The 26,754-nt window shown below is 47.2% G+C and carries 25 protein-coding genes; all 25 read left to right on the top strand.

Annotated features, from left to right (window positions below; genetic code table 11):
- The first annotated feature begins 40 nt into the window (after positions 1–40).
- Positions 41–1,507, top strand: a complete 1,467-nt coding sequence (locus ACHFJ9_RS18660; RefSeq protein ID WP_395355878.1) for a sigma-54 dependent transcriptional regulator — start codon at positions 41–43, stop codon at positions 1,505–1,507.
- A gap of 196 nt (positions 1,508–1,703) precedes the next feature.
- Positions 1,704–2,735 carry a sensor histidine kinase gene (locus ACHFJ9_RS18655; RefSeq protein ID WP_006741696.1) on the top strand — a complete coding sequence of 344 codons (1,032 nt, stop codon included), beginning with the start codon at positions 1,704–1,706 and terminating at the stop codon, positions 2,733–2,735.
- Positions 2,736–2,771: 36 nt separating this feature from the next.
- Complete coding sequence (locus ACHFJ9_RS18650; RefSeq protein ID WP_046875536.1) at positions 2,772–4,181, top strand: sigma-54 dependent transcriptional regulator; 1,410 nt, start codon at positions 2,772–2,774, stop codon at positions 4,179–4,181.
- A 122-nt stretch (positions 4,182–4,303) separates the two neighbouring features.
- The gene (gene fliE / locus ACHFJ9_RS18645; RefSeq protein WP_395355876.1) at positions 4,304–4,615 is read left to right on the top strand and encodes a flagellar hook-basal body complex protein FliE; all 312 of its coding nucleotides are present in this window, start codon (positions 4,304–4,306) and stop codon (positions 4,613–4,615) included.
- 14 nt (positions 4,616–4,629) lie between these two features.
- Positions 4,630–6,372 (top strand): flagellar basal-body MS-ring/collar protein FliF, encoded by a 1,743-nt coding sequence (gene fliF, locus ACHFJ9_RS18640; protein WP_006741698.1) that lies wholly within the window; start codon positions 4,630–4,632, stop codon positions 6,370–6,372.
- Positions 6,365–7,420: a flagellar motor switch protein FliG gene (gene fliG / locus ACHFJ9_RS18635; RefSeq protein WP_012841526.1), complete on the top strand. Its 1,056-nt coding sequence runs from the start codon at positions 6,365–6,367 to the stop codon at positions 7,418–7,420. The genes fliF and fliG overlap by 8 nt, the downstream gene beginning before the upstream one ends.
- Before the next feature lie 71 nt (positions 7,421–7,491).
- Entirely contained in the window at positions 7,492–8,292 is an 801-nt protein-coding gene (fliH, locus tag ACHFJ9_RS18630; protein WP_395355873.1) for a flagellar assembly protein FliH, read from the top strand.
- 3 nt (positions 8,293–8,295) lie between these two features.
- Complete coding sequence (fliI, locus tag ACHFJ9_RS18625) at positions 8,296–9,615, top strand: flagellar protein export ATPase FliI (protein ID WP_395355871.1); 1,320 nt, start codon at positions 8,296–8,298, stop codon at positions 9,613–9,615.
- Between the two features lie 6 nt (positions 9,616–9,621).
- Positions 9,622–10,065: a flagellar export protein FliJ gene (gene fliJ, locus ACHFJ9_RS18620; RefSeq protein WP_012841527.1), complete on the top strand. Its 444-nt coding sequence runs from the start codon at positions 9,622–9,624 to the stop codon at positions 10,063–10,065.
- Positions 10,066–10,248: 183 nt separating this feature from the next.
- Positions 10,249–12,132: a flagellar hook-length control protein FliK gene (locus tag ACHFJ9_RS18615; RefSeq protein WP_395355868.1), complete on the top strand. Its 1,884-nt coding sequence runs from the start codon at positions 10,249–10,251 to the stop codon at positions 12,130–12,132.
- Positions 12,133–12,217: 85 nt separating this feature from the next.
- A complete protein-coding gene (gene fliL / locus ACHFJ9_RS18610; protein ID WP_012841529.1) occupies positions 12,218–12,721 on the top strand; it encodes a flagellar basal body-associated protein FliL in 504 nt (167 codons plus the stop codon).
- Between the two features lie 7 nt (positions 12,722–12,728).
- Complete coding sequence (fliM, locus tag ACHFJ9_RS18605) at positions 12,729–13,775, top strand: flagellar motor switch protein FliM (RefSeq protein ID WP_006741703.1); 1,047 nt, start codon at positions 12,729–12,731, stop codon at positions 13,773–13,775.
- Between the two features lie 59 nt (positions 13,776–13,834).
- Positions 13,835–14,245 carry a flagellar motor switch protein FliN gene (fliN, locus tag ACHFJ9_RS18600; RefSeq protein ID WP_012841530.1) on the top strand — a complete coding sequence of 137 codons (411 nt, stop codon included), beginning with the start codon at positions 13,835–13,837 and terminating at the stop codon, positions 14,243–14,245.
- Position 14,246: 1 nt separating this feature from the next.
- Positions 14,247–14,660, top strand: coding sequence for a flagellar biosynthetic protein FliO (gene fliO, locus ACHFJ9_RS18595; protein WP_395355865.1), 414 nt, complete (start codon positions 14,247–14,249; stop codon positions 14,658–14,660).
- The gene (gene fliP, locus ACHFJ9_RS18590; RefSeq protein WP_054868353.1) at positions 14,647–15,516 is read left to right on the top strand and encodes a flagellar type III secretion system pore protein FliP; all 870 of its coding nucleotides are present in this window, start codon (positions 14,647–14,649) and stop codon (positions 15,514–15,516) included. Before fliO ends, fliP begins: the two co-directional genes overlap by 14 nt.
- 24 nt (positions 15,517–15,540) lie before the next feature.
- The gene (fliQ, locus tag ACHFJ9_RS18585; RefSeq protein WP_012841532.1) at positions 15,541–15,810 is read left to right on the top strand and encodes a flagellar biosynthesis protein FliQ; all 270 of its coding nucleotides are present in this window, start codon (positions 15,541–15,543) and stop codon (positions 15,808–15,810) included.
- 8 nt (positions 15,811–15,818) lie between these two features.
- Complete coding sequence (fliR, locus tag ACHFJ9_RS18580; RefSeq protein WP_046875542.1) at positions 15,819–16,601, top strand: flagellar biosynthetic protein FliR; 783 nt, start codon at positions 15,819–15,821, stop codon at positions 16,599–16,601.
- Positions 16,602–16,604: 3 nt separating this feature from the next.
- Complete coding sequence (gene flhB / locus ACHFJ9_RS18575; RefSeq protein ID WP_006741705.1) at positions 16,605–17,735, top strand: flagellar biosynthesis protein FlhB; 1,131 nt, start codon at positions 16,605–16,607, stop codon at positions 17,733–17,735.
- Between the two features lie 210 nt (positions 17,736–17,945).
- Positions 17,946–20,045 (top strand): flagellar biosynthesis protein FlhA, encoded by a 2,100-nt coding sequence (flhA, locus tag ACHFJ9_RS18570; RefSeq protein ID WP_041853026.1) that lies wholly within the window; start codon positions 17,946–17,948, stop codon positions 20,043–20,045.
- Positions 20,046–20,073: 28 nt separating this feature from the next.
- Positions 20,074–21,591, top strand: coding sequence for a flagellar biosynthesis protein FlhF (flhF, locus tag ACHFJ9_RS18565; RefSeq protein ID WP_150919218.1), 1,518 nt, complete (start codon positions 20,074–20,076; stop codon positions 21,589–21,591).
- Positions 21,592–21,605: 14 nt separating this feature from the next.
- Complete coding sequence (locus ACHFJ9_RS18560; RefSeq protein ID WP_005380498.1) at positions 21,606–22,493, top strand: MinD/ParA family protein; 888 nt, start codon at positions 21,606–21,608, stop codon at positions 22,491–22,493.
- A complete protein-coding gene (locus ACHFJ9_RS18555) occupies positions 22,486–23,220 on the top strand; it encodes an RNA polymerase sigma factor FliA (RefSeq protein WP_048625854.1) in 735 nt (244 codons plus the stop codon). The genes ACHFJ9_RS18560 and ACHFJ9_RS18555 overlap by 8 nt, the downstream gene beginning before the upstream one ends.
- A 45-nt stretch (positions 23,221–23,265) precedes the next feature.
- The gene (gene cheY / locus ACHFJ9_RS18550; RefSeq protein ID WP_017635949.1) at positions 23,266–23,634 is read left to right on the top strand and encodes a chemotaxis response regulator CheY; all 369 of its coding nucleotides are present in this window, start codon (positions 23,266–23,268) and stop codon (positions 23,632–23,634) included.
- A gap of 120 nt (positions 23,635–23,754) precedes the next feature.
- Positions 23,755–24,495: a protein phosphatase CheZ gene (locus ACHFJ9_RS18545; RefSeq protein WP_006741709.1), complete on the top strand. Its 741-nt coding sequence runs from the start codon at positions 23,755–23,757 to the stop codon at positions 24,493–24,495.
- Positions 24,496–24,504: 9 nt separating this feature from the next.
- Positions 24,505–26,739: a chemotaxis protein CheA gene (locus ACHFJ9_RS18540; protein WP_317396636.1), complete on the top strand. Its 2,235-nt coding sequence runs from the start codon at positions 24,505–24,507 to the stop codon at positions 26,737–26,739.
- Positions 26,740–26,754 lie beyond the last annotated feature (15 nt).

Genomic DNA, 26,754 nt, shown 5'->3' with positions numbered 1-26,754 from the left:
GGCCGCAACGCACCTAAAATAAAGGCAATCATTCTTACTTATGCAAGGTTTGGCAAAGCTGCTTGTAATTGATGATGACGCATCAAGTCGTTTAAATTTAAGCAATATATTGGAATTTGTTGGAGAAAATTGCGAAGCGGTCAGTTCTGATCAGCTCAGCGATGTTGATTGGTCTAGCGTATGGTCGTGCTGTATTGTTGGTAACATTCCAGCAGGTCAAGCGGCGAATACGGTTATCTCTCATTTAAACAGCGCCTACCACATCCCACTTTTAGTCATGGGCCGATTTCCGTTGCCCGTGGATGATCTTCCAAATTTTGTAGGTGAGCTAGAACTACCTCTTAATTACCCACAGCTTAGTGAGGCGTTACGCCACTGCAAAGATTTTCTGGGTCGAAAAGGGGTCAATGTCGTTGCCAGTGCACGAAAAAACACGCTTTTTCGCAGCTTAGTTGGTCAAAGCAGAGGTATTCAAGAAGTTCGTCACCTGATCGAGCAAGTCTCAGACACTGAGGCAAACGTGTTGATCTTGGGTGAATCTGGTACCGGTAAAGAAGTCGTTGCGCGTAACATTCACTATCATTCGTCGTACAGCAGTGGTGCCTTTGTGCCCATTAACTGTGGTGCCATTCCACCGGAGCTTCTAGAAAGTGAATTGTTTGGCCACGAAAAAGGCGCGTTTACTGGTGCGTTAACGGCACGTAAAGGTCGATTTGAGCTCGCAGACGGTGGCACGATCTTTCTTGATGAGATTGGCGATATGCCGATGTCGATGCAAGTGAAGCTACTTCGCGTATTACAAGAGCGCTGTTTCGAACGTGTGGGTGGCAATAGCACCATCAAGGTCAATGTTCGAGTTGTCGCGGCAACACACCGTAATCTAGAAAGTATGATTGAAGAAGGCACGTTCCGAGAAGACTTGTTCTATCGTTTGAACGTGTTTCCAATCGAGATGCCTGCGCTGAAAGAGCGCAAACAAGATATTCCATTGCTGCTGCAAGAGTTGATGACGCGTCTGGAAGCGGAGGGTGGCCAGCCTATCTGTTTTACCCCTCGTGCGATCAATTCATTGATGGAGCACAACTGGCCGGGTAACGTGCGTGAGTTAGCCAACCTTGTTGAGCGAATGATCATTCTGTACCCAAATAGCTTGGTCGATGTAAACCACTTACCAACCAAATATCGCTACAGTGATATCCCGGAGTTCCAACCAGAAAGTAATCCGTTTATTTCGGTTGAAGAACAAGAGCGTGATGTGTTCCAAGACATCTTCTCAGAAGACTTTAGCTTTGATGAGCAAGACGATCTTGACCACAGCATGAACGCTCCGCAAGCGCTGCCGCCTGAAGGTGTAAATCTGAAAGAGCTGTTGGCTGATTTAGAAGTTAATATGATCAGCCAAGCGTTAGAAGCACAAGGTGGAGTCGTGGCACGAGCCGCTGATATGCTGGGTATGCGACGCACAACGTTGGTGGAAAAAATGCGTAAGTACAACTTACAACGCTAGGCAACGTTGAGATTTAAGACGATATCTAAATCATTTGGGCTATTTAGCATCGTTTTTCTGACACCAAAAACCGTTATCTGAGGGTGTCAACTTATTGTCGATGACTTAACGTCATGATAAATATAAAAAATAGCTTGGTACGCTAATTGCTTGCCAAGCTATTTTAGTTTTAGCGGCGATATTTCGACAGGCAGTAATGGATAACAACACCAACCAATCCCATTTAGATTCCGTAGAAAATCAGGTTGAGCGCTATAAGCAGGTGCTTGATGTGATGCCTGCCGGAGTGATTCTGCTCGACACGTTCGGCATAGTGCGTGAAGCAAACCCAGAGGCGCACCGAATTCTTGAGATTCCACTGGTTAATGAAAAATGGTTCAACATTATTCAGGCGGTGTTTGATCCTCGTGAGGATGATGGTCACGAAGTTTCCCTGCGGAATGGTCGTAAAGTTCGATTAGCCATTTCGGCTTCTACGACAGGTCAATTGATCCTGATTACCGATTTAACCGAAACTCGCTTACTTCAAGCTCGTGTGAGTGATTTACAACGCTTGTCGTCGTTAGGGCGTATGGTAGCGTCACTTGCTCATCAGGTAAGAACGCCGCTATCGAGCGCCATGCTATATGCATCCAATTTGGGAGCGCCAAACCTTCCACCAGCGACAAGGGATCGCTTTCAAACCAAATTAATGGATCGACTGCACGATTTGGAAAAGCAGGTTAATGATATGCTGCTTTTTGCTAAAGGTGGTGATAATAAAGTCATTAAGCCATTTACGATTGCTCAGTTGGTGGCGGAATATCAGCCGATGGTCGAAACCGCGCTAAAAAATAACGGTATTGATTACTGCCTAGAAGTGGAAGAAGAACAAACTGAGTTGCTAGGCAATGCGAATGCGATTGCATCCGCGTTGAGCAACCTTGTCATGAATGCGATTCAGATGTCTGGTAAAGAGTCGCAAGTCGATATATTTTTCCGCCCGGTAAATGGCGAGTTGCGCATTTCAGTGCAAGACAGCGGACCGGGTGTACCTGAAGAACTACAAGCCAAAATTATGGAGCCATTTTTTACCACGCGTTCTCAAGGAACCGGGTTAGGGCTGGCTGTTGTTCAAATGGTTTGCCGTGCCCATGACGGTCGATTGGAACTTATTTCAGAGCAGGGTGATGGAGCCTGCTTTACCATGTGCATTCCGCTAGAGCGAGTGCAACCAGAAGCGCAGTAAGCAGCTTCTGGTAATAACAATTACTGGAGAATCAGAATGGCGCAAAGCAAAGTGCTGATCGTAGAAGACGATGAAGGTCTTCGTGAAGCCCTAGTGGATACTCTGGCTCTGGCAGGGTATGAGTGGTTAGAAGCTGACTGTGCGGAAGACGCACTACTAAAACTCAAATCGAATACTGTCGATATCGTCGTTTCTGACGTGCAAATGGCAGGTATGGGCGGGTTGGCTCTGCTCAAAAACATCAAGCAGAATTGGCCTAACTTACCAGTACTGTTAATGACGGCGTACGCCAACATTGAGGATGCCGTGTCGGCAATGAAAGACGGCGCGATTGACTACATGGCGAAACCATTTGCACCAGAAGTATTGCTGAACATGGTCAGTCGATATGCACCGATCAAAAGCGATGACAATGGTGACGCGGTCGTGGCTGATGAAAAAAGTCTGCGACTACTTGCTTTGGCCGATAAAGTGGCACGTACAGATGCGAATGTTATGGTGCTAGGTCCGAGTGGCTCAGGTAAAGAAGTGATGTCGCGTTATATTCACAACGCATCAAACCGTAAAGATGGTCCATTCGTTGCGATCAACTGTGCGGCGATTCCAGACAACATGCTGGAAGCGACACTATTTGGTTATGAGAAAGGCGCGTTCACTGGCGCGGTTCAAGCGTGTCCGGGTAAGTTTGAACAAGCGCAAGGCGGCACAATCTTGCTGGATGAAATCAGCGAAATGGACTTAAACCTGCAAGCGAAACTATTACGTGTTTTGCAAGAGCGTGAAGTGGAGCGCCTTGGCAGTCGTAAGAGCATCAAGCTGGATGTACGCGTGCTCGCGACCAGTAACCGTGATCTCAAGCAGTACGTCTCAGAAGGCAACTTCCGTGAAGATTTATACTACCGCCTGAATGTGTTCCCAATTGCGTGGCCAGCACTGAACGAACGCAAAGGCGATATTGCGCCACTTGCCAAGCATCTTGCTGAGCGTCATTGCAGCAAGATGGGGATGCCAGTGCCTCAATTTTCAGCCGTTGCGGTAGAAAAACTGCTGCAATACCCTTGGCCAGGTAACGTTCGTGAGCTGGATAACGTGGTGCAACGAGCTCTTATCTTAAGTGAGAATGGTGATATCGACGCTGAGCACATCTTACTAGAAGGGGTGGATTGGCAAGATGCCAACAGCTTGCAGCATGTGGTTCAAAATGCAGAGATGGTTGTACCTAATGTTAAGCCAGTCGCTCAACCTGAGAGTGTGAACCGTCCGGTATCTGGCGGGGAGGGCTTGGGTAGCGAGCTGCGTGACCAAGAATACGCCATTATTTTGGAAACCTTGGTGGAGTGTAACGGCCGACGCAAAGAAATGGCGGAGAAACTGGGCATAAGCCCACGAACCTTGCGCTACAAACTTGCCAAAATGCGTGATGCTGGTATAGATATCCCAAATTAATATGTGCAATCGCCATAAGACAAAAAGTGTAAGCAAACCGCTAACTAATGTCTTATGGCACGTTAATTGCTGTGTTAATAATCAGTTTTGTTAATAGTCAATCTTTTGGCTTAGAGGTGCTAATGAAAGTTGATGGTATTCAGGCAGAAATGCGCGCCATGATGGTAGAAGCAACCAATACTGCTCCTACTGCAAGTGGGGCGAAAGTTGGAGCAGATTTTAAGGATCTCCTAACTAAAGCCATCAATAACGTGAACACACTTCAAAAAGCATCCGGTGACTTACAAACCCGTTTTGATCGTGGTGATGCCGATGTTTCCCTTTCTGACGTTATGATTGCTCGTAACAAGTCTAGTGTCGCTTTTGATGCGACGGTTCAAATTCGCAATAAACTCGTTGAGGCGTATAAAGACCTCATGAACATGCCAGTGTAATTTAGGTAATAAGTGTGGCAGACAAGTCTACAGATTTAACCGTCACTGAAGGCGGCTCAGATGGTGCACTGGTAGCAAGTTCCGACGTAGATGTGGAGAGTCAAAATCCAGATCTAGAGGAGCGCAGTGCGTCAAAATTTGATATGGCAGTGGGTGACCTTGATTTACTTCGTCAAGTTGTACTTGTGCTGTCAATCTCCATCTGTGTTGCATTGATCGTGATGCTGTTCTTTTGGGTCAAAGAGCCGGAGATGCGCCCGCTTGGAGCGTATGAGACCGAAGAGTTGATCCCCGTTTTGGATTATCTGGACCAGCAAAAAATCAATTACAAGCTTGATGGTAATACCATTTCTGTTGAATCGAGCGAATACAACTCGATCAAACTTGGCATGGTTCGCTCGGGCGTAAACCAAGCCACAGAGGCGGGCGATGATATTTTGCTGCAAGATATGGGCTTTGGCGTATCACAACGTTTAGAGCAAGAGCGCCTTAAACTCAGTCGAGAACGTCAATTGGCTCAAGCGATTGAGGAAATGAAGCAAGTTCGTAAAGCGCGAGTCTTATTGGCGCTACCAAAGCACAGTGTGTTTGTACGTCACAATCAAGAAGCATCAGCGTCCGTATTTTTGACACTGTCGACTGGTACGAACCTCAAACAGCAAGAAGTTGATTCTATCGTAGACATGGTGGCGAGTGCCGTTCCGGGAATGAAAACTTCCCGCATTACCGTCACAGATCAGCATGGCCGTTTGCTCAGTTCAGGCTCTCAAGACCCTGCTTCTGCCGCGCGACGCAAAGAGCAAGAATTAGAGCGTAGCCAGGAACAAGCGCTGCGTGAAAAAATTGATTCAGTGCTATTACCTATTTTAGGTTATGGCAACTACACGGCGCAGGTCGATATCCAAATGGATTTCAGCGCGGTTGAACAAACTCGCAAACGCTTTGATCCCAATACCCCTGCAACCCGCAGTGAGTACGCATTAGAAGATTACAATAACGGCAATATGGTAGCGGGTATTCCAGGGGCGTTAAGTAATCAGCCTCCAGCGGATGCCTCTATTCCGCAAGATGTGGCTCAGATGAAAGACGGTTCTGTCATGGGGCAGGGTTCGGTGCGTAAAGAATCCACGCGTAACTTTGAGCTTGATACCACTATCAGCCATGAGCGTAAGCAGACGGGGACGGTTGCTCGTCAGACAGTTTCTGTTGCGATTAAGGACCGTCGTCAGGTCAACCCAGATACGGGAGAAGTGACCTATACCCCTATGTCCGAATCGGAAATTAATGCTATTCGCCAAGTCTTAATTGGTACGGTCGGTTTTGACCAAGGCCGTGGTGATTTGTTGAATGTACTGAGTGTGAAGTTTGCAGAGCCTGAGGCTGAACAGCTGGAAGAACCACCAATTTGGGAGCACCCTAACTTCAGTGACTGGGTTCGTTGGTTCGCAAGTGCATTGGTGATCATCGTTGTCGTATTGGTATTGGTTCGCCCAGCAATGAAGAAATTGCTTAACCCTACCAGTGATGACGAAGATGAAATGTACGGACCAGACGGCTTGCCGATTGGTGCGGATGGTGAAACTAGCCTGATTGGCAGCGACATTGAAAGCAGCGAACTGTTTGAGTTTGGTTCAAGTATTGATTTGCCAAACCTTCATAAAGATGAAGATGTATTGAAAGCGGTGCGCGCTCTGGTTGCGAATGAACCTGAACTTGCTGCTCAAGTAGTGAAAAACTGGATGAATGACAATGGCTAACGATATCGTACCTCAAGATGACAACGCCGCGGGAATGCCAGTTGAGCTGGATGTCTCAACCATTACTGGCGAAGAAAAAGCAGCAATTTTGCTACTGAGTCTCAATGAACAAGATGCCGCTGGCATTATTCGTCACCTAGAGCCAAAACAGGTCCAGCGTGTGGGTAGTGCGATGGCTAAGGCGAAAGATCTCAGCCAAGACAAGGTGTCAGCCGTTCACCGTGCGTTTTTGGAGGACATCCAGAAATACACCAACATCGGAATGGGCAGCGAAGACTTCATGCGTAATGCGCTGGTGGCGGCTCTTGGTGAAGACAAAGCCAACAACTTGGTTGACCAGATCCTACTTGGTACGGGTTCAAAAGGCTTGGATTCGCTGAAATGGATGGACCCACGACAAGTGGCGAGCATCATTGTCAACGAACACCCGCAGATCCAAACCATCGTCTTGTCTTATTTAGAAGCAGACCAATCCGCAGAGATTTTGTCTCAGTTCCCTGAGCGCGTGCGTTTGGATCTGATGATGCGTATTGCCAACCTTGAAGAAGTTCAGCCATCGGCACTGGCAGAGCTGAACGAAATCATGGAGAAACAGTTCGCGGGTCAAGCTGGCGCTCAAGCAGCCAAGATTGGTGGCCTGAAAGCGGCAGCGGAGATCATGAACTATCTAGACAACAACGTCGAAGGTTTGTTGATGGAACAGATTCGCGATCAAGACGAAGACATGGCGACGCAAATTCAAGACTTGATGTTTGTCTTCGAAAACTTAGTCGAAGTGGACGATCAAGGTATTCAGAAATTGCTGCGTGATGTACCACAAGACGTGTTGCAAAAAGCACTTAAAGGTGCCGACGATTCTCTGCGTGAGAAGGTATTTAAGAACATGTCGAAACGAGCGGCTGAGATGATGCGTGATGACATCGAAGCGATGCCGCCAGTTCGCGTGGCGGATGTCGAAGCGGCACAGAAAGAAATCCTGGCGATCGCTCGTCGCATGGCCGATGCAGGCGAACTCATGTTGTCTGGCGGTGCGGACGAATTCTTATAATCTCTATTGCTCCGCGATTATCCTATTGCGGAGCGCCCTCACTTCTTAATCGAATACATAATAGGTAACCCATGGCTGGCGAAAGAAAACGTGGATTTATCCGTCCTGATGAAGATGATTCGATGATCGAACCACAACGTTGGGGGTTGCCTGATTACGGCGAGCCCAAAGCCAAGCAAGCAAAACAAACCGCGTTTAACTATGACCCGGGTTGGGTACCGAATCTTGAAGAGCCAGAAGAAGAGCAAGCACTTGAGCTAACCGAAGAGCAGATAGAGCTGATCAAGCAAGGCGCTTATCAGGAAGGTTTGTATCAAGGTCAAGAAGCCGGCTTTAAGCAAGGTTACGACAAAGGCAAAGAAGAAGGCCTGCAAGCGGGCCATACTGAAGGGCTGGAGCTTGGAAAAGCCGAAGGCGTGAACGCAGGTCAAGAATATATTCAGCAGCAAGTCGAAACCTTTATGAACTTAGCGAATCAGTTTGCTCAGCCGTTAGAGCTAATGAATGCTCAGGTTGAAAAGCAACTGGTGGACATGGTGCTCTGTTTAGTTAAAGAAGTCGTGCATGTCGAAGTACAAACCAACCCTCAGATTATTTTGGACACGGTTAAGCAGTCGGTTGAAGCGCTGCCAATATCAGGTCATCCCATTACCTTGCACCTGAATCCAGAAGACGTTGCGATTATTCGCTCAGCTTACGGCGAAGAAGACCTTGATTGCCGCAACTGGACGTTGGTTGCTGAGCCATCACTCAATCGAGGCGACGTCCAAATTGAAGCGGGTGAATCAAGCATTAACTACCGTATGGAAGAGCGCGTCAAAAGCGTGTTGCACAGTTTTTGTGGTGCAAACCGTCATCAAGAGGGTGAGTAATCCATGCAAGCATTGGCTGACCGTTTAAAAAACTACAAAGTTGAAGGCTTAACGACGCGCCCAGTTGCCTCAGGCAAACTGGTTCGAGTGGTTGGGTTAACGTTGGAAGCGACAGGCTGTCGCGCGCCAATTGGCAGTTTATGCTTAGTGGAAACCATGTCCGGTCAGATGGAAGCCGAGGTCGTCGGTTTTTCAGGTGATAACCTATTTTTGATGCCAAGCGAGCAAATTACGGGCATTTTGCCTGGCGCTAGAGTGACGCCATTAACCAGTGACGCTGGCTTGCCTGTTGGCATGGAGTTACTTGGTCGAGTGATTGACGGGGTTGGTAATCCGCTTGATGGACTTGGCCCGTTGTATACCGATCATCGCGCCTCTTTTAATGCTGAGCCAATCAACCCGCTGGCTCGAAAGCCAATTTCAGAGCCACTTGATGTGGGCTTGAAAGCGATTAACGGATTATTGACGGTAGGTAAAGGTCAGCGTATCGGTCTGTTTGCCGGCTCTGGTGTGGGTAAATCGGTCACACTTGGCATGATGACGCGAGGTACAACCGCACAAGTTGTTGTAGTTGGTCTGATAGGTGAGCGTGGACGCGAAGTTAAAGAGTTTATCGAAGAGATTTTAGGTGAGGATGGACGACGTCGCTCTGTCGTGGTGGCTGCGCCTGCCGATGCTTCACCATTGATGCGTTTGAAAGGCTGTCAAACCGCTTTAACCATTGCCGAGTACTTTCGCGATCAAGGTTTGGACGTTCTGTTATTGATGGATTCCTTGACGCGTTTTGCGCAAGCACAGCGTGAAATCGCCCTTTCTGTTGGTGAGCCGCCAGCGACAAAAGGCTATCCGCCATCTGTGTTCGCCAAGCTACCTGCTTTGGTTGAGCGTGCGGGTAACGGAAGCGACGAACAAGGCTCAATTACGGCGTTCTTTACCGTGTTGACCGAGGGCGATGATTTACAAGACCCGATTGCGGATGCATCGCGGGCAATTCTTGATGGTCACATTGTGCTGTCCCGTGAAATGGCGGATGCAGGTCATTATCCTGCGATTGACGTCGAAAAGTCGGTTAGCCGTGTTATGCCGCAAATCACCACTGAAGAACATGTTCTGATGTCGAAAGCGGTACGTCAGGTCTTGTCGATTTGCCGCAAGAACCAAGATTTGGTCTCGATTGGGGCGTACAAGCCGGGCACCGATCCTGCTATCGATGGCGCGTTTACATTGAAGCCAAAGTTAGACGAATACTTACAGCAGAGCATGAAAGAATCGGTGCCATACGATATGTGCGTCAACATGCTTAGAAACATTTTAGGCGGGTGATAGCGCATGAACAATGCGATGGAGTTCCTACTTGAGCAGACTAAAGAGCGTGAAGATCAAGCCGTACTTGCGCTGAACAAAGCGCGCTCTGAACTTGAAGATTATTACCGTCAGGTTGAGCAAATCGAAAAGTATCGCCTTGATTATTGCCAACAGCTTATCGACCGTGGGCAGGCGGGCTTAACGGCAAGCGAATATGGGCATTTAAATCGCTTTCTCACTCAGCTAGACGAAACGTTATCTAAGCAGAAACAAGCAGAAAGTCATTTCAAAGAACAGGTAGAAAACTGTCAAGAATACTGGTTAACAGTACGCAAAGAACGCAAATCCTATGAGTGGATGATCGAAAAGCGAGAGAAAGAGAAACAGCTTGCTGAAGCCAAACGGGAACAAAAGCAAATGGATGAGTTTTCAACGTTGCTTTACAGCCGTCGAGCGAAGCCTTTTTAATGTTTAAAAATTGACGTTGCTTCCACTTATGGCGCTCGATTTGTCACTGCGGCAATGAGCTTGTTATTGGCGTAATTTTTGCAGATAGCTCTGTAGATTATCATCCCAATAACCTAAATTTGCCACCGTGTGCAATTTAGCAGCGGCCTAGCGCTCGAAGCTGCTGATAATGAGAATTTCTATATGAATGTGAATTTGTCCAATGTTTCTGCGACGAGCAAGACGTCAGTGTCTGACTCTGCCGCACAAGCACCTACAGAAAACGCGGAGAACAAGGGTTTTTTGGAAACCTTGACGGATGCATTTTCAGGTTCACAAAAGTCAGAAAAAGTAGCAACGAAATCACTAAACGGTGAAGAACAAAACAGTGCCGAGATTAACAAGCTTTCGTCTGGCAAAGCTGATAGTCAAGAAGCGGTCACAGACGTGGCTCAAGCGAGCAGTAACGATGCCAAGGAGTTGCTGGCGCAAGAAAGCCAAGAAACTGCTATTCAAGAGCAAAGCCGCTCTGGCGACATGCTGACAGAGCATGCGAACACCATTCAAAGTGATGAAGCAAGCCTACTGGAAGCCAAACAAGGCGCGCACTCGCAAAATGATGCTGATGTCACTGAGAAAGTCGGTTCACTCTCGAACGCCCCTTCAGCTGCTAATGGCGCAAAAAGCGCGATGGGTGAAGGACAACAGCTGCTTGGTCGTATTGAACAAGCGAATCAAACCTTGAAAGTGAATAATGCATCCATCGATAGTGGCAAAGTTTTGCCTCAACGAGCGGGTTTAGAGCACTCGTTCAACGGGCAAACAACAGACATTGATGAACTTGCTTTGAATGACATGCCATTAGCTCAATCGCTTGAACAAGTGCAGGCAATGGCTGGGCAAGGCTTAGAGCCAATTTTAGATAAGAATGGTCAACCTATCGATGTCGATAAGCTCTCGTCTGAGTTTGCTACTTGGCAAGGTCTGGCTAAACAAGTCAGTCACCCAACCGAGAAGGGCATGGTCAGTGGTGACGTTGCCAATGAACTATCGCCACTGGAGGTGGGTTTGGATGGCTCTAAAATTGATGCGCTTCAGCGTGTTTCTTTGGATGAGCTCGAACTCATAGATACCAAACTGGCGCAGGGAAAACCACTGACTCAGCAAGAAGCTGAGATCATAGAAGGGTTGAAAAAAGGGACGGTCATTGCCGATATTCCTGAGCAAGACCTTGCCCAGTTTGTTGCGCTTCCTACTGACGTTAAACAGGTTCTCGCCGAGCAGCAAGTACAACATCATTTGGCTCGCCAGGCTGCGCCTATGGAGATGTCTCAGCAAGCCCTTAATTTGGTGACTCAATCAGCTCAGCCGCAAGCTGTTCAGAGTGCAGATAAAGTCGCATTGTCTCCGATGCCAGATGCGTTGGCCGCAACTCATGTGCCGACAGCGCTTCAAGGCGTAAAGGATGGAGAGGTTAACCAGAAAGTCATGCATGCCGCACTGGCTGCTGGTGCACTTAAAGCGACAGCAGACAAGCAAGATAAACCGGAACTTCAACATGGTTTAGCAGGGCAGCTTCAGGCGATGGCGGGTCAACAAGGAACAAACGTGCAGCAACAAGCGCGTATTGATGCCGCGCAGCAAGCTCAGCTTCCGTTGCAACTGACCAAAGAGCTAGCCAATGAGCAAGTGGCGGAAAAAGTGCAAATGATGATGTCGAAGAACCTAAAAAACCTCGATATTCGTCTTGACCCACCAGAATTAGGTCGTATGCAAATTCGTATGACGATGAACAACGATGTAGCTAATGTGCATTTTACGGTGAACAACCCGCAAGCGCGTGACATCATTGAACAGACGCTTCCTCGCTTGAGAGAGATGTTGGCGCAGCAGGGCATGCAATTGGCTGATTCTTCTGTTCAGCAACAAAACAGCGGGCAGCAGCAAGGTAGGTATACTGCTGAGCAACATGGTCAAAGCGCTCAAGGCAGAGGTTTTTCTGGACAACCAGAAGAGAGCTTTGATGCTGACGTCAATCTGGATTTGAATGTGGCTTCAAAGCGTGATGGAATTAGCTTTTACGCATAACAGGCCGTTTAAAGGCAATAATACAAGGTTACCAAACGACTTCCTTAGGCATCTCGGTAACCTAAAAGAACAATAAGAGACAACAATGGCAGAAGAACAGCTACAAGGGGCCGATGCGCCGAAAGGAAAAGGTAAGTTACTTATCATCATAATCGCTGTTGTGGTATTGCTACTTGGCGGTGGTGCTGCAGCGTTCTTTCTCATGGGCTCTGATGAACCAGCTCAGGCTGAAGCGTCTCAACAGGTTCAAGCGAAGGCATCAGATGCCTCGCCCATTGCCTACGTGAATCTTCCTCAGGCATTTGTATTTAACGTTACTGGGGACCGTCGCGACAGACTGGTACAAATTAAAGCGCAGTTAATGGTTCGCGGCGCAGAGAATGAAGAGTTGGCGCGGTACCATTCGCCACTGATTGAGAGCTCTTTGTTATCAACGTTTGCTTCGGCGACGGTTGATCAGTTGCGTTCTCCAACGGGACGAGTGGAATTGCGCGATCGTGCTTCCGAAGATATCAAAGCAGCGCTAAACGCTGCGGTCGGTAAGCCAGTGATTGAAAAAGTACTGTTTACAGATTTTGTTATTCAATAGGTAAAACGTGACCGATCTATTAAGCCAAGACGAAATTGATGCGCTATTGCACGGGGTTGACGATGTTGATGACGTCGATGAACCGATAGAAAACGACAACGAAGGTGCCGTCAATTTTGATTTCTCGTCGCAAGACAGGATTGTACGTGGTCGAATGCCGACGCTCGAACTTATCAACGAGCGCTTTGCACGACACATGCGTATTAGTCTGTTTAATATGCTGCGTAAAACGGCAGAAGTGTCGATCAATGGCGTGCAGATGATGAAGTTTGGCGAATACCAAAACACATTGTACGTGCCAACCAGTTTGAACATGGTGCGTTTTCGTCCGTTAAAAGGTACAGCGTTGATCACCATGGAGGCTCGCTTAGTCTTTATTCTGGTAGAAAACTTCTTTGGTGGGGATGGTCGATTCCATGCCAAAATCGAAGGGCGCGAATTTACCCCAACGGAACGCCGCATCATTCAGCTGCTGCTGAAGATTGTATTTGAAGACTACAAAGAAGCGTGGTCGCCAGTGATGGGGGTGGAGTTCGAATATCTCGACTCTGAAGTTAACCCAAGTATGGCTAACATTGTCAGCCCGACAGAAGTGATTGTTGTGAGTTCATTCCATATAGAAGTTGACGGCGGTGGCGGCGATTTTCATGTCGTTATGCCTTACTCCATGGTTGAGCCGATCCGTGAACTGTTGGATGCAGGTGTTCAGTCCGACAAGATGGAGACAGACGTCCGTTGGAGCTCAGCATTACGTGAAGAGATTATGGATTGTCCGGTTAACTTCCGCGTTAACTTGCTTGAAAAAGACATCTCTTTGCGTGACCTCATGGAATTGCAACCGGGTGACATCATCCCGATTGAAATGCCAGAACATGCGACAATGTTTGTGGAAGACCTGCCGACCTATCGCGTAAAAATGGGCCGTTCGGAAGACAAATTAGCGGTGCAAATTTCTGAGGAAATTGAGCGCCCCCATGTAGTCAAAACAGATTTAGCTTTCTTGGGCAAAGACATCATGTCTGAGCTTGAGAATGAAGACGATATAGACGATTAAGATACCTTATTGAACAGACATGCTTTGGCATTAAATAAGGCTTAACACAGGATAGAAAAATGGAACCAAGTGACGATCAAAAGCTAGCAGATGAATGGGCAGCCGCTCTTGGCGAAGACCCGTCTGCACCTTCTGTTGACGTAGATGAAGTATTGGCCGCGCCACTGGAAGAGCTAAAAGACACTTCAAGCCCAATTACCGAAGATGAGCGTCGTAAACTCGACACCATCATGGATATTCCGGTGACGATTTCGATGGAAGTCGGTCGTTCACAAATCAGCATTCGGAACTTATTGCAGTTGAACCAAGGTTCGGTTGTTGAGTTGGATCGTCTAGCGGGCGAGTCATTGGACGTATTAGTCAACGGTACACTGATTGCGCATGGCGAAGTCGTGGTCGTGAACGATAAGTTTGGTATCCGTTTGACGGATGTGATCAGCCAAACTGAACGAATTAAGAAGCTACGTTAAGATGAGTTGCTCAATCAAAACGCGATTGAAGCAAATCACTGGAGCACTGAGCTTAATGCTGAGTGCTCCTTATGCATTTGCTGCCGCACCAAATAATCTGGATCTTGCGACGACCCTGGGCTCGCTTGTGCTTGTGATCGGTGTGATTCTTTTGTTGGCTTGGCTACTTAAACGTATGCAAGTGCCTGCGATGGGACAACAAAAAGGCTTGCGTATTGTGAGTCAGTTGCCAGTGGGCACCAAAGAAAGAATCGCCGTAGTTCAAGTTGGTGAAGAGCAGTTTTTGGTTGGAATTACCAGCCAATCAATCCAAACGTTAGCCAAGTTAAATAAGCCACTGAAAGAGGAAGAGTTGGCGACCAATGCTTTTGCGACTCAATTTAGCCAACTGATCAAAAAACATGACAAAGGGTAACCCGATTCGTTTGCTCCTGAGCACGTTGTTGCTTTTCGTCGGCGTGCTGTTTTCTTCATTTTCGTTTGCTGAGGCAGAGGAGTCAGCCCTGCCAGGTAACTTAGCCGATGGAAGTAGCGTCACTGTTCAGGCGATGCAAAGTGATACTGGCGCCAGTCGTGCTATGTCCGTTTCTAGTGGTGGTGGCATCCCTGCGTTTACCATGACCACGAACCCAGATGGCAGTGAAGATTACTCGGTTACACTGCAAATTTTAGCGTTAATGACCATGCTTGGCTTCTTGCCAGCCATGGTGATTTTAATGACGTCGTTTACTCGAATTGTTGTGGTGATGTCGATATTGCGTCAGGCAATGGGTTTGCAACAAACGCCGTCTAATCAGGTCATCATTGGTATAGCGCTGTTTTTGACCTTCTTTGTTATGTCTCCCGTCCTGAACGAAATCAACGATAAAGCCGTTCAGCCTTATTTGAACGAGCAAGTCACGGCTCGAGAAGCATTTGATGCTGCACAAGCGCCAATGAAAGCGTTCATGCTTAAACAGACCCGAATCAAAGACTTGGAGACGTTCGTAACCATGTCAGGAGAGCAAGTTGAGAACCCAGAAGATGTGTCGATGGCGGTGTTGATTCCGGCTTTCATCACCTCGGAGTTAAAAACTGCATTCCAAATTGGTTTTATGCTCTTCTTGCCGTTTTTGATTATTGACCTCGTGGTAGCGTCGGTACTGATGGCAATGGGTATGATGATGTTGTCACCAATGATTGTTTCGTTGCCGTTCAAGTTGATGCTGTTCGTATTGGTCGATGGTTGGAACTTGATACTTTCGACACTCGCGGGCAGTTTCGCCCTTTAGATAAGCGCAGATAGAGGATAAGACATGACACCAGAAATGTTTGTCGAGCTTTTCCGTGAAGCACTTTGGATGGTGCTTATCATGGTCTGCGCCATTATCATCCCAAGTTTGCTTATCGGCCTTATTGTTGCGATTTTCCAAGCTGCGACTTCCATCAACGAGCAAACATTGAGCTTCTTGCCGCGTTTGATAGTCACTCTTTTGGCTCTAATGCTATTTGGTCACTGGATGACGCAAATGTTGATGGAATATTTCTATGGCTTGATTGAGCGCTTACCTCAGGTGCTTTATTAGAGGCGCCTATGGAGTACCCCACTAGCGTTGTCTTAGATTGGATCGCAAACTATTTCTGGCCCTACGTTCGTATCTCTTCCATGCTGATGGTGATGACGGTAACTGGGGCTCGATTTGTCTCACCACGAATCCGCCTTTACCTCGGGTTAGCCATCACTTTTGCCGTCATGCCAGCGATCCCTGCAGTGCCTCAAGACATTGAGTTGCTCTCGTTTCGGGGTTTTATGACCATTGCCGAGCAAATGATCATCGGTATTGCGATGGGTATGGTCACTCAATTTATGATTCAAACCTTTGTCTTGTTGGGACAAATATTGGGTATGCAGTCAAGTTTGGGTTTCGCTTCTATGGTTGATCCCGCAAATGGTCAGAACACGCCATTGCTTGGTCAGCTATTCATGTTTTTGACGACAATGTTTTTCCTTGCCACCGATGGGCACTTGAAAATGCTGCAACTGGTAGTGTTCAGCTTTAAAACCTTGCCAATTGGGTCCGGGACGCTTACTGCGGTCGATTTTCGTGAAATGGCAGGCTGGCTTGGTATTATGTTCCAAACGGCACTGAGTATGTCGCTATCTGGCATTATTGCGCTACTTACCATTAACTTGTCGTTTGGTGTAATGACCCGTGCTGCACCACAGCTGAATATCTTTTCGCTTGGTTTTGCGTTTGCGTTGATGGTGGGTCTATTACTGTGTTGGTACATACTGGCTGGCCTTTATAGTCATTATGAAATGTTCTGGACAGTGGGTGAGGCGCAGATTTGTCGACTCATTCGCTTGGAGTGCTAAGAATTGGCAGAATCAGACGGTCAGGAACGCACCGAAGAAGCCACGCCCCGGCGGTTACAACAAGCCAGAGAAAAGGGGCAGGTTGCTCGGTCTAAAGAACTCGCATCAGCATCTGTACTGATCGTTGGCGCCATTTCACTGATGTGGTTTGGCGAGGCGTTAGCACGCTCACTGTTTTCCATCATGAGCCGTTTATTTGATCTTCAACGAGAAGAGATTTTCGATACGGCAAAGCTATTTGACATTGCTTTAGGGGCGATGACCGATTTGTTGTTCCCTCTATTTTTGGTGCTAGCTACGTTATTTACTGCCGCCATGATTGGTGCTGCGGGTGTGGGAGGAATCAGTTTTTCTGCTCAAGCGGCTATGCCAAAGCTGTCAAAAATGAATCCGCTTAGCGGTTTAAAGCGGATGGTCGGAATGCAAAGCTGGGTAGAGTTGATCAAATCAATTCTTAAAGTGGTTTTGGTTACTGGTGTCGCGATCTATTTGATCCAAGCATCGCAGGCGGATCTGATTCAATTAAGTATGGATGTGTATCCGCAAAACATCTTCCATGCTTTAGATATTCTGCTGAACTTTATCTTGTTGATCAGCTGTTCGCTGTTGATCGTGGTTGCCATCGATATTCCATTTCAAATCTGGCAGCACGCTGATCAGTTAAAAATGACCAAGCAAGAAGTCAAAGACGAATATAAAGAAACCGAGGGTAAGCCAGAGGTCAAAGGACGCATTCGTATGCTGCAAAGAGAAGCGGCTCAACGTCGTATGATGGCAGACGTTCCTCAGGCTGATGTTATTGTTACCAACCCAGAGCACTTTTCGGTTGCGCTTCGTTATAAACAGAAGACAGACCGTGCGCCGGTAGTGATCGCTAAAGGCACCGATCACATGGCAATGAAGATTCGAGAAGTCGCCCGAGAGCATGACATCACAATTGTACCTGCTCCGCCACTTGCTCGTGCGCTGTACCATACTACCGAGCTTGAACAAGAGATCCCCGATGGATTATTTACTGCGGTGGCTCAGGTTTTGGCATTTGTATTCCAGTTGAAACAATACCGAAAACGAGGTGGACAGCGCCCCAAAATTCAGGATTACGATTTGCCAATCCCGCCAGAACACCGGCACTAATACTAAAAGAAGCCTAATTCTAAAAAGGCTAATTTAATCAGATATTAAGCTCTACTTGAGTGTTTAGTCATTATTTTGGCGTTAATTATGGTACATAGCTTGCTTAAAACGCCTTAATTATCAACCATACCTAAACTTTTAGGCCAAAGCGGTCGCGTATTAATAGTAAGAGCTAACGTGACGCTTCAATCGATTGAGATCTCTCGTAGTATGAAGTTAAGCCTGCCATTTGCAGATAAATTGCCACGAATCCCTCAGCGTGAAATGCCAGCTATTGGCGCGCCGGTGATGGTTTTGGCCACCTTAGCGATGGTGGTGCTGCCTATTCCAGCCTTTTTGCTGGATATGTTCTTCACCTTTAACATCGCGTTGTCGATGGTGGTGTTGTTAGTGACCGTTTACACACGTCGTCCGTTGGACTTTGCCGCTTTTCCGACGGTACTGCTGATCGCGACCTTGTTGCGCTTAGCGCTGAACGTTGCTTCGACACGTGTCGTCTTACTGCATGGTCACGAAGGCGGCAACGCGGCAGGTAACGTAATTGAAGCGTTTGGTAATGTCGTTATTGGTGGTAACTACGCGGTCGGCTTAGTGGTTTTCCTTATCTTAATGATCATCAACTTTATGGTGGTGACCAAAGGTGCGGGTCGTATCTCTGAGGTAAGTGCTCGCTTCACCCTTGATGCGTTGCCAGGTAAGCAGATGGCGATTGATGCGGACTTAAATGCCGGATTGATAGACCAAGAACAGGCAAGAGTTCGTCGTTTTGAAGTGACCAAAGAAGCGGATTTCTACGGCTCGATGGATGGTGCCTCGAAGTTCGTAAAAGGTGACGCGATTGCCGGTATTTTGATTCTGTTTATCAACATCATCGGCGGTCTGTCGATCGGTATGGCGCAGTATGGATTGGGTTTCGGTGAGGCAATTGAAATCTATACTTTGCTGACGATTGGTGACGGCCTAGTTGCACAGATTCCATCGCTATTGCTGTCGATTGCAGCGGCGATGATGGTGACACGTCAAAACACCGATGAAGACATGGGTGAACAGCTGGTCTTCCAGATGTTCGACAACCCAAAAGCACTGATGATTACCGCAGCTATTCTCGGTGTGATGGGCATCGTACCGGGCATGCCACACTTTGCGTTTTTGAGTCTGGCGGTCGCGGCTGGCGCGGCGGCGTATTTCATCGATAAACGCCAAAAGCAGAAAGCGAAAGAACCGGCTTTACCAGCGAAAGCCGACGAAGGTGCAGAGCCTTCATCACAACGCGAACTATCTTGGGACGACGTCCAGCCAGTCGATATTATTGGCCTAGAAGTGGGTTACCGCTTGATTCCGCTAGTGGACCGAGACCAAGGTGGAGAACTGTTAGAGCGCGTAAAAGGTGTGCGTAAAAAGCTATCGCAAGATTTTGGGTTCTTAATCCCTGCGGTTCACATACGTGACAACCTTGAACTGACGCCAAACAGCTATCGAATCACATTAATGGGGGTTGCGGTGGGCGAAGCTGAGATTCGTCCGGATCAGGAGCTAGCGATTAACCCAGGTCAGGTGTATGGCATGATTGATGGCGAGCCAACCATTGACCCTGCATTTGGACTGGAAGCCGTATGGATTCGCGAAGATCAGCGTGAGCATGCTCAGGCGCTAGGGTATACGGTTGTTGACTCATCGACAGTATTAGCGACGCACCTGAGCCAGTTATTGACTAATAACGCATCGCAGTTGATTGGTCATGAAGAAGTAGAGAATTTATTAGAAATGTTAGGACGCAGCGCGCCTAAGTTGGTTGAGAACTTTGTTCCTGATCAGTTGCCTTTAGGTGTGGTGGTGAAAGTCCTACAAAACTTGTTAAACGAGGCCATTCCAATCCGCGATATTCGCACGATTGTTCAAACTTTGGCTGAGTACTCAAGTAAGAGTCAAGAAGCTGACATATTGACGGCAGCAGTTCGAATTAGTCTGAAACGTCTAATTGTTCAAGAAATCAATGGTATAGAGCCTGAGCTGCCAGTGATTACTTTGATACCTGAACTGGAACAAATATTGCATCAAACTATGCAAGCATCAGGAGGCGAATCCGCGGGGATTGAACCGGGGCTCGCTGAACGATTGCAGTCTTCACTAAGCCAAGCGACACAGGAACAAGAATTGAAAGGCGAACCTGCCGTTCTGCTTACTTCCGGTGTATTACGCTCGACGTTGGCGAAATTTGTGAAGAACACAATACCTAATCTCCGGGTACTGTCTTACCAAGAAATCCCGGATGAAAAACAGATCAGAATTGTGCAAGCCGTGGGTAACTGATCTCACGCATCATTAATGGATTCATAGTTTGAAAATAAAGCGATTTTTTGCCAAAGACATGAGAACGGCGCTGCTCCAAGTGAAAGAGGAGTTAGGCGCGGAAGCGGTGATCATGTCAAACAAGAAAGTGGCTGGTGGGGTGGCGATTGTTGCGGCGATAGATAGTGAATCTAACCCGTCTCAAGCAAGCGCAGCGTCACAACAAAATCGCGGTGCTTCTCAATCGAATCGCTATAACGAACATCGTCAAATGTCATCGTCTTCTACAGATCGTTATCAAGATCGTCATTTAGATGAAGATAAAATTAGCCTGAACAGTAATAACAGTAACAACGAAAAAACAGGCTCGATGACGCAGCGATTCGCTAACATGCTTAAGCAATATAGTGGTGGTGCAGCAGATGCTGACGATCATGTAGCGGAAAATGAAGATTCGCTCTCTGCTTTATTGCAACGCCAGAATAAGCATCGCGACGGCTACAACCAAGAAAAGCCAGCGCCATATCAACCAGATTCACCTTTGGCGAAGTTAATCGCACAAGATAATCGATTTGAGCGTCCAACGCCGAAGTTGGATCCGACACGCTATGATCGCCGCCGTCCAAGTGATGAGCGAGAAGAGTCTGCAGATGAGCTGGAGAGTATGCGCGAAGAGATGACGTCAATTCGTCGTCTTCTAGAGCATCAAGTCTCTGGCCTAATGTGGCAGGAAGTGGAACGTCGTGAGCCGCTCAGAGCAATGCTGATTAAGCGCTTAGAGCGTATGGGCGTTTCTCCGGAGTTAGCAGACCAAATGGCGTGCTATATCCCGGAAGATACAAAACCAGCGCGAGCGTGGAAAGCGTTATTGTCGCTGGTGGCGGATCAAATCAATATTCCTAAACAGGACATTTTAAAACGTGGTGGTGTGGTCGCACTGTTAGGTCCGACGGGGGTGGGGAAAACAACCACCGTTGCGAAGCTCGCAGCACGTGCCGCCATGGAATACGGTGCCGACAATGTAGCTCTTGTGACAACAGATACATATCGCATAGGTGCACATGAGCAGCTCTCAATTTACGGAAGAATCATGGGTTGTCCCGTAAGAGTTGCTAAAGATTCTAACGAGTTAGCCGATGTTATATATCAGCTAAGAAACAGAAGACTGATTTTGGTCGATACGGCAGGGATGGGGCAACGAGATGTCAGGCTTTCTGAGCAGCTCGATACTCTAATGCAAGAGAGCGGAGAAGTGATTCACAGCTACCTTGTTTTGCCAGCTACCGCACAACGTCGCGTTCTACAAGAAACGCTGGATCACTTCCGACGCATACCACTTTCGGGTTGTATTATGACGAAGCTTGATGAGTCATTAAGTCTAGGCGAATTCATCAGTGTAGTGATTCAAAACGCAATGCCAGTGGCTTACATCGCTAATGGTCAGCGCGTGCCAGAAGACATTGTGATAGCGCAACCAAAATATATGCTTGCGAAAGCAAATGAACTGTTAGAGAAGTCGACAGAGAACGAACCTCACTTTTGGAACAGTGACAGTGAAGGACTCTAAGGCGGCGGACTACTATGACTGAGAATATGATACACGATCAAGCAAGCGGCCTCCGTCGCTTAACACAACCATCGTTGACCAAAGTGATTGCTGTTACTGGCGGTAAAGGTGGTGTGGGGAAATCAAACGTAACACTGGGTCTGGCGATTTGTATGGCTCGCCAAGGCAAGAAGGTGATGGTTCTCGACGCTGATTTAGGTCTGGCCAATGTGGACGTGATGCTCGGAATTCGTGCAAAACGTAATCTAGGACATGTCTTAGCGGGTGAATGTGAGCTAAAAGATGCGATTGTCGAAGGGCCTTATGGTATAAAGATAATCCCTGCAACTTCTGGCACACAGAGCATGACTGAGCTTTCTCACGCTCAACATGCTGGACTCATTCGAGCATTTGGTAGTCTTGAAGACGAAATGGACGTCCTGCTGATAGATACCGCCGCAGGCATTTCTGACATGGTAATCAGTTTTTCGCGAGCAGCTCAAGATGTCGTTGTGGTTGTGTGTGATGAACCAACTTCAATCACAGATGCATATGCGTTAATTAAGCTGTTAAGTAAAGAACACCAGGTCCAACGCTTTAAAGTTGTAGCAAATATGGTCAGAAGCTACCGTGAAGGGCGAGAATTGTTTGCAAAGTTGACGCTAGTCACAGAGCGATTCTTGAATGTCAGCCTTGAACTCGTAGCATGTATTCCATTAGATGATAAAGTACGACAGGCTGTAAAAAGACAAAAAATTGTCGTTGATGCGTTCCCTCGCTCACCTGCCGCTTTAGCTATCAGCTCACTAGCAAACAAAGCGTTAACGTGGCCACTACCGAAAACACCAAGTGGACACTTGGAATTTTTTGTGGAAAGGTTGCTAAATCGTACCGAATTCGCAGAGGACCCTTTTGGTGAATAAAGCGATAACCTATGACCAACATGGCAAATTTAATAGCCAGCAAGCGTTTATAGAGCGCTACTCAGTGTTGGTTAAGCGCATTGCTCACCACCTATTAGGCCGTTTACCGCCGAGTGTTCAGGTAGAGGATTTAATTCAGGCCGGCATGATCGGTCTTATCGAAGCTCAGCAGAATTATGATGGTTCTAAAGGTGCGAGCTTTGAAACTTATGCAGGTATCCGTATTCGCGGTGCAATGTTAGATGACATGCGCAAAGGCGATTGGGTACCGCGTTCTGTTCATAAAAATAATCGAGAGATTAACCAAGCGATTGCGGAGCTGGAAGGCGAATTAAATCGAGATCCTACTGATTCTGAAGTAGCCACGCATCTCGGTATGACACTGGATCAATATCATAGTGCTCTGACCGATATCAACTGCTCAAAATTAGTCGGTATTGAAGATTTAGGCGTTTCTGATGATGTGATTTCACCTGCAGATGAAACTGATGACAGTAACCCGTTCAAAGGGGTTGCCGATGAATCATTTCGAAAAGCACTGGTTGAATCAATAAAACAGCTTCCAGAGCGTGAAGCTTTGGTACTTTCGCTTTATTATGATGAAGAACTCAATTTGAAAGAAATTGGCGATGTGTTAGGCGTAAGCGAATCTCGCGTAAGTCAAATACTGAGTCAAGCGATGCAACGTTTGCGCACCAAGCTCAGTGCGTGGACACAAAATGACTAAAAACACTGATTTTACGATTCAGTGGAGGCAATTTTGAATAAAAACATGAAGATCCTTATTGTTGATGATTTCTCAACAATGCGCCGTATTGTTAAAAACCTGCTTCGTGACTTGGGTTTCAATAACACTCAAGAAGCGGACGATGGTTTAACCGCATTACCAATGCTGAAAAAAGGTGACTTCGATTTTGTTGTAACTGACTGGAACATGCCAGGTATGCAAGGCATCGATTTGCTTAAACACATCCGCGCGGATGCAGAACTTAAGCATTTGCCAGTTCTAATGATCACGGCTGAAGCGAAGCGTGAGCAGATCATTGAAGCTGCTCAAGCAGGCGTAAACGGCTACATTGTTAAGCCATTTACTGCTGCAACATTAAAAGAAAAATTAGATAAAATTTTCGAGCGTTTATAACTCTCTCTTTTTCTCTTTGTTATTCGAGTCATTCATACCAATTATTAAATATCTATTAAATGACTCGTTTAGCGTTTTTAAAGTGATAAGAAGAACTAAACGTAAAAGGGTCTATTCAGAATGATCTCACTAGAGCAGGCGAAGTCACTCGTTCAAATGCTAGAAAACGGGGAACAAGACCAAGCCAATATGCTTGTTGCCTCGATCTACGAAGGTGCCGAGAATCCAATGCTGCAAGAAATTGGAGCCTTAACTCGAGACCTTCACGAATCACTCAAGCAGTTCAGTCTCGATCAGCGCATGACCGAAATTGCGAAAGACGAAATCCCTAACGCAAGGGATCGTCTTAATTATGTGATCGAGAAGACAGAGCTAGCAGCCAACAAAACGATGGATGCAGTCGACTGCTGCCTTCCTATCGCTGACAACCTGCATGATTGCCTTCAGAAAGTTCGTCCTCAATGGAATGAACTCATGCACGGGCGCATCGAATTAAGCGAATTCAAAGCACTTTGTCACCGAATCGACGAGCTATTAGTTCAAGTCGAAGGTGACAGCACTGAGTTGCGTGGTCAATTGACCGAAATTCTCATGGCGCAAGACTTCCAAGACCTAACTGGCCAAATTATTCGCCGCGTAATTACGTTGGTAAATGAAGTAGAAGGCCGCTTAGTGGAAATCCTAACCGTATTCTCTGGAAATAAACCTGAAGAACACATTCAAGTTTTGTCAGAACCGGCAGATAAAAAGAATACACAAACAAGCGAAGCCGAAGGCCCGATTCTTCATCCAGAACTGAGAGAAGATGCGGTTTCATCGCAGGACGAAGTCGATGACTTGTTGTCCAGTCTTGGATTTTAAAGGTAACGTATGAGCTACGATTTAGACGAAGATATTCTTCAGGACTTTCTCATTGAGGCTGGGGAAATTCTCGAACTGCTTTCTGAGCAGTTGGTTGAATTGGAAAATAACCCAGAAGACAAAGACTTACTTAATGCAATTTTCCGCGGGTTTCACACCGTAAAAGGCGGTGCTGGCTTCCTGTCTTTGGCAGAGCTAGTCGATACTTGTCATGGTGCGGAGAACGTGTTCGACGTTTTACGAAACGGCCAACGCACGGTCACGCAAAACTTAATGGATACGATGCTAAAAGCGTTGGATACGGTCAATACCCAGTTCCAAGCTGTTCAAGATCGTGAACCATTGGAAGCTGCGGATCCTGCCCTTCTTGAAGAACTTCATCGTCTATGTAAACCTGAATCAGAAGATGAAGTCGCTGCAACCGTGGTTGAAGAGCCAGTGGTTACTCCTGAACCTGTCAGTCCTGAGCCTGTTATTGAAGAACCTGCCGCGCCAGCGTCAAGTGTCGGCTCTGTTGATGAAATTACCCAAGACGAATTCGAAAAGCTGCTGGATGAACTTCATGGTAAAGGCTCAGCTCCAGGCGCTTCAGAACCTGCGACACCAACAACGCCATCAGAGCCCCCTCAATCAAGTGCGCCATCAGTTGAAAGTGGTGATATCACTGACGATGAATTTGAACGTCTACTTGACGAACTTCACGGCGTTGGCAAAAGTCCATCAGCGGCAGAGGCTGCAGCATCTGCACCAGTAGAACCTCCTAAAGCGGTAGAACCAGCTGCGCCAGTTGCATCGTCAGCAAATCAAGATAGTGACTTAATGACGGACGAAGAGTTCGAAAAGTTACTCGACGAGCTACATGGTGCGGGCAAAGGTCCTACGTTAGAAGAACTGGATATGGCAACGAAGCCGGCATCAGCAAACGTAGAGGAAAGCCCTGCGAAACCTGAGCCTGCGGTTAAGCCAGCACCAGCAGCTCCAACTCCGGCTCCAGCACCAAAACCAGAATCTAAACCTGTCGCGGTGAAAGAAGAGGCGAAATCGCCAGCGGTTAAAAAGCCTCAGGCCGAGGCAACCGTTCGTGTCGATACCTCGACGCTTGATACCATCATGAACATGGTTGGTGAGCTTGTATTGGTCCGAAACCGTCTATTAAGCCTTGGTTTGAACAGCGACAATGAAGAAATGTCCAAAGCGGTCGCCAACCTTGATGTCGTAACGGCGGATCTGCAAGGCGCGGTAATGAAAACGCGTATGCAGCCAATCAAGAAAGTATTTGGCCGTTTCCCACGCGTTGTCCGTGACTTGGCGCGCAACTTAAATAAAGACATCGTGTTGGAAATGCGCGGTGAAGAAACCGATCTCGATAAAAACCTTGTAGAAGCATTGGCTGATCCATTGATTCACTTGGTTCGTAACTCGGTTGACCACGGTATTGAAATGCCAGACGACCGCGCGAAAGCAGGTAAATCACGCACAGGTAAAGTGATTTTGTCTGCATCACAAGAAGGGGATCACATTGAGCTATCCATCGTAGATGATGGCGGCGGTATGGACCCGAACAAACTGCGTGGTATCGCGGTTAAGCGCGGCATGATGGACGAAGATGCAGCGGCCCGTTTAACAGACAAAGAGTGCTTCAACCTTATCTTTGCGCCAGGTTTCTCAAGTAAAGATAAAATTTCTGACATCTCTGGCCGTGGCGTTGGCATGGATGTGGTTAAGACGGCGATCAACACCTTAAATGGTTCAATCGATATTGATTCTGAGCTAGGTAAAGGCACTAAGATCACCATCAAAGTACCACTGACGCTTGCGATCCTACCAACACTGATGGTTGGTGTTGGCGGTCATCCGTTTGCACTACCACTGGCTTCGGTGAGCGAAATCTTCCACTTGGATCTGAGTCGCACAAACGTGGTAGATGGTCAGTTGACGATCATTGTGCGTGAAAAATCTATCCCGCTATTTTACTTACAGAACTGGTTAGCATCCAAATCACAAAACGTCGAAGAGCGTACTGGTCACGGTCATGTGGTTATTGTACAGATCGGTAACCAGCGCGTTGGTTTTGTTGTGGATACGCTTATTGGTCAAGAAGAAGTGGTTATTAAGCCACTCGATAATCTATTGCAAGGCACTCCGGGCATGGCTGGTGCAACAATCACTAGCGATGGCCATATTGCATTAATTCTAGATGTGCCTGATTTACTTAAGCGATATGCTGCGGCTTCACGCCTTTAAGCAAAGCTGACGTTA

It is taken from the genome of Vibrio sp. D3 (assembly GCF_043995865.1).
Lineage (GTDB): Bacteria > Pseudomonadota > Gammaproteobacteria > Enterobacterales > Vibrionaceae > Vibrio > Vibrio diabolicus.
Note: the sequence above shows the minus strand (reverse complement) of the source record. Positions and strands in the feature narration are given on the sequence as shown.